Origin of the sequence: Dapis purpurea BLCC-M126 (genome assembly GCF_050015975.1) — a bacterium.
GTDB lineage: Bacteria > Cyanobacteriota > Cyanobacteriia > Cyanobacteriales > Microcoleaceae > Trichodesmium.
In genome coordinates this window covers 18,891-21,783 of sequence record NZ_JBNHER010000231.1, presented here as the reverse complement: position 1 = coordinate 21,783, position 2,893 = coordinate 18,891, and the positions used below count along the sequence as shown (strand labels likewise).

The window sequence follows — 2,893 nt, the reverse complement described above, 5'->3', positions numbered from 1 at the left end:
TTTAACCAGAGGTAATTATCAATTATCCATTATCAATTATCAATTAATGAACTTACAATACCGATGCTACCGGACATGGTATGACTTATCTTTTCTATCGATTAAAATGAAGCAATCCGAACAATCTTTTTTGGACTCCTAAATAATCTGTAATTTCTCAGTAGATATTCACATCTTTTAGGCGGATTGCTATAACAGATATTAGATATTTAATCTAGGTCAAATTAATCAACTATAGTCACGCAACATTTTTTTGATCTCCATATTATGTAACTCTTCTTGACCAATCATTGTCCGAGCATATTCTTCTAAATATATACTTGCATTTTCTACAGTTTCTAAGAATTTTTTATATAGTTCTAAAGCTTTAGCTTCATGGTTAAGACTTTCCTGTAAAAGAGCTGCTACTGAATGTTGATTTGTTTCTTCAATCGGAGCTACTTTTAATGTTGGATGACCTTCTAAACCTGTTAATATTTCCCCTGCTTGTTGAGCATGAAGTAAAGATTCATTAGCTTGAGCTTGAAAAAATTGTACAATTGGTATGCGGTTTGGTCCTGTTACCATTAAGGAATAATGAGTATAGCGCACCACACCTGCGAGTTCAAATTCCATAATAGAGTTTAATAACTCTACAGATTTTTGATTGTCAAGTTCTCTCATTTTCGCTTTTATAAGTTTACATTTCTCTGGTTAATTGTAACTGGTTAGTTATATAAATCTGTTGATTCAATATTAATTTAATTTTTCGTCTATTTAACCTTTATTTAAGAAAAGTGGATATTAACTTTTCCTATAGATAATCTAAATGTAAAAATACTTTTTTCTCAACCCCTACTAAATGCTAATGATATTAGCAGGGGAAAGTTTGACAAATTTAAAAAGAGCTTATTTTGAAATTATAGCAATCGCCATTACTATTAGGAGATCCTCATTCCTGTCAAGTTTAGTCACAGTAATAATTTAACCTCTGACTTCTGACTTCAGCTATAATTTTTGTTTGATTATTAGTTGGGTTGTGCCACAGTTATATCATTCTTAACAAAGTCTAATTGTTGAGGACTAATAACTTGTTTAACGGCCAGTTCATTAATGTCTTTGTAAGGTCGATTTTTTTTGATTTTTTCTGGTAAATCAGGTATATTTAACTTGATTGCTAATTTTTTTAAGTCTGAGTCTGAAGCATCATTTATATCTATTTTGATTGTAGTGCCAGGAGCAGGAGATAAGGCTGGATTGGAAGTACCAGGATTTGTGTTAGGATCTGTCGTCGGAGTAGTTGTATTTGCACAGGAACTCATGGCAATTAAACTAGCAACAATGGTAGATAAGGATAGAAAACGAAAGTGATTCATCATATTGGTTAAGTAAGTTTTTTGGCTAATACTAAAACAATTGCATATTGTAATGGGTCTCAAAAATATTGACAATTTTTTACATATTAGTTTTTTTTATTTTATCTCAAGGAAGGTAATAATTTTACCATCCTAGTTTCTGACAATAATACAATAAGTAGTTGTGCTTTTAGGAATTTCCTAGTTGAGAGAGGGAACAAGGAACAGGGTACAGAGAATAGGGAGTCAATTAGGATGTGTAATTAATTTTGCTTATGAACTTAAAAACTTTCTACTATAAAGTAGAAAACTTTTAGAAAGAATTAAACCTAACAGCTTACTTCAATATCTCAAAAAATGCTTGATAATTTAGGATACAAAATATATAATTAATTTTGCTGATGAACTTAATATTGATTATACAGTTTATTAGCCTTGGTGAGGCAGAGTTATCTTGCTTTTTTCCTATTCCCTATTCCCAGATGAGCTGTTGTGGAGCATTTTCTGTTCAAAGAATTATATTGCCCACTAGAATAATTTGTCTCTGAATACTCAGCTTTTTTTATCTTTTTCCTACTACTCACCCTCAGTACTGAATTTTAGTTATTAAGTCAAAAGAATGAAAATGAAGATCGCAAAACAGCTTTTAATTTTATTTCCGCTACTGCTTGGAATGCCGGCTGTTTTACTAAGCAGTTGTCAAACTCAGACGACTCAAACTAATACCAATTCAACTGAGATAAATGACCAAACTCCAGGTACTCTTAAGCTCCGTGCTAATGGAGAAGATTTTGTCAGAAAAGGCTTTGTTACTAAAGATGGATGGAAAGTAACATTTGATCGGGTCTATGTCAACTTAGCAGAAGTCACTGCCTACCAAACAGATCCACCCTACAAAGCTGAAACAGGAGGGAAACCAGAAGCAACAGAAAAAGTGATTTTTGCTCAAACTAAAACAGTAGATTTAGCAGAGGGAGATGAAACTGCAGAAACTATTTTGCTCAGTGAAATATCCGCACCTCCTGGTCACTACAATGCTCTCTCTTGGAAAATGCCCAAAGCAACTGATGGTCCAGCAAAAGGTTACTCTGTATTAATGAGTGGCACAGGTACTAAAGATGGTCAGAGCATACTATTTACTATCAAAATTGACCAGGAACTAGAATTTACCTGTGGAGATTTTGTTGGGGATGAGCGTAAAGGTATTCTGCAAGGTGGAGAAACTGCGGAGTTGGAAGCCACATTCCACTTTGACCATATCTTTGGTGATAATAGCACTGCCCCAGATGAGGAAATTAATACAGGAGCATTAGGTTTTTCTCCTTTTGCAGCGATCGCCACAGCAGGAAAAGTTGAGGTGGATATGGCTACATTAAAAGATAAACTTTCTCCTAATGACTACCAAAAATTTATGGGAATTTTGCCTAGTTTGGGTCATGTGGGCGAAGGTCATTGCCATAGCTTGAAGTAAAAATTAAAAAATTCAAAGTCAAAAAGTAGCTAGATTAATCATGTTTGTCTTCTAATTTATCTGACTTTAATCTTATTTTTGTTGGTAA

3 protein-coding genes are annotated in these 2,893 nt (G+C 33.4%); 1 reads left to right on the top strand and 2 read right to left on the bottom strand.

The genetic code is table 11. The features are described 5' to 3' along the window. Positions 1-228 precede the first annotated feature (228 nt). On the bottom strand, positions 229-663 hold the full coding sequence (locus ACP6PL_RS20570) for a ferritin-like domain-containing protein (protein WP_293098577.1): 435 nt from the start codon (positions 661-663) through the stop codon (positions 229-231). A 344-nt stretch (positions 664-1,007) separates the two neighbouring features. Beyond that, complete coding sequence (locus tag ACP6PL_RS20565; RefSeq protein WP_426547138.1) at positions 1,008-1,358, bottom strand: hypothetical protein; 351 nt, start codon at positions 1,356-1,358, stop codon at positions 1,008-1,010. Positions 1,359-1,953: 595 nt separating this feature from the next. Between ACP6PL_RS20565 and ACP6PL_RS20560 the strand changes: the two genes are divergently transcribed. Beyond that, positions 1,954-2,805 carry a DUF4382 domain-containing protein gene (locus tag ACP6PL_RS20560; protein ID WP_426547137.1) on the top strand — a complete coding sequence of 284 codons (852 nt, stop codon included), beginning with the start codon at positions 1,954-1,956 and terminating at the stop codon, positions 2,803-2,805. Positions 2,806-2,893 lie beyond the last annotated feature (88 nt).

Coding starts and splice junctions, on each gene's coding strand:
- ACP6PL_RS20565 (WP_426547138.1), bottom strand. CDS start 1,358: ATGATGAATCACTTTCGTTTTCTATCCTTATCTACCATTGTTGCTAGT.
- ACP6PL_RS20570 (WP_293098577.1), bottom strand. CDS start 663: ATGAGAGAACTTGACAATCAAAAATCTGTAGAGTTATTAAACTCTATT.
- ACP6PL_RS20560 (WP_426547137.1), top strand. CDS start 1,954: ATGAAAATGAAGATCGCAAAACAGCTTTTAATTTTATTTCCGCTACTG.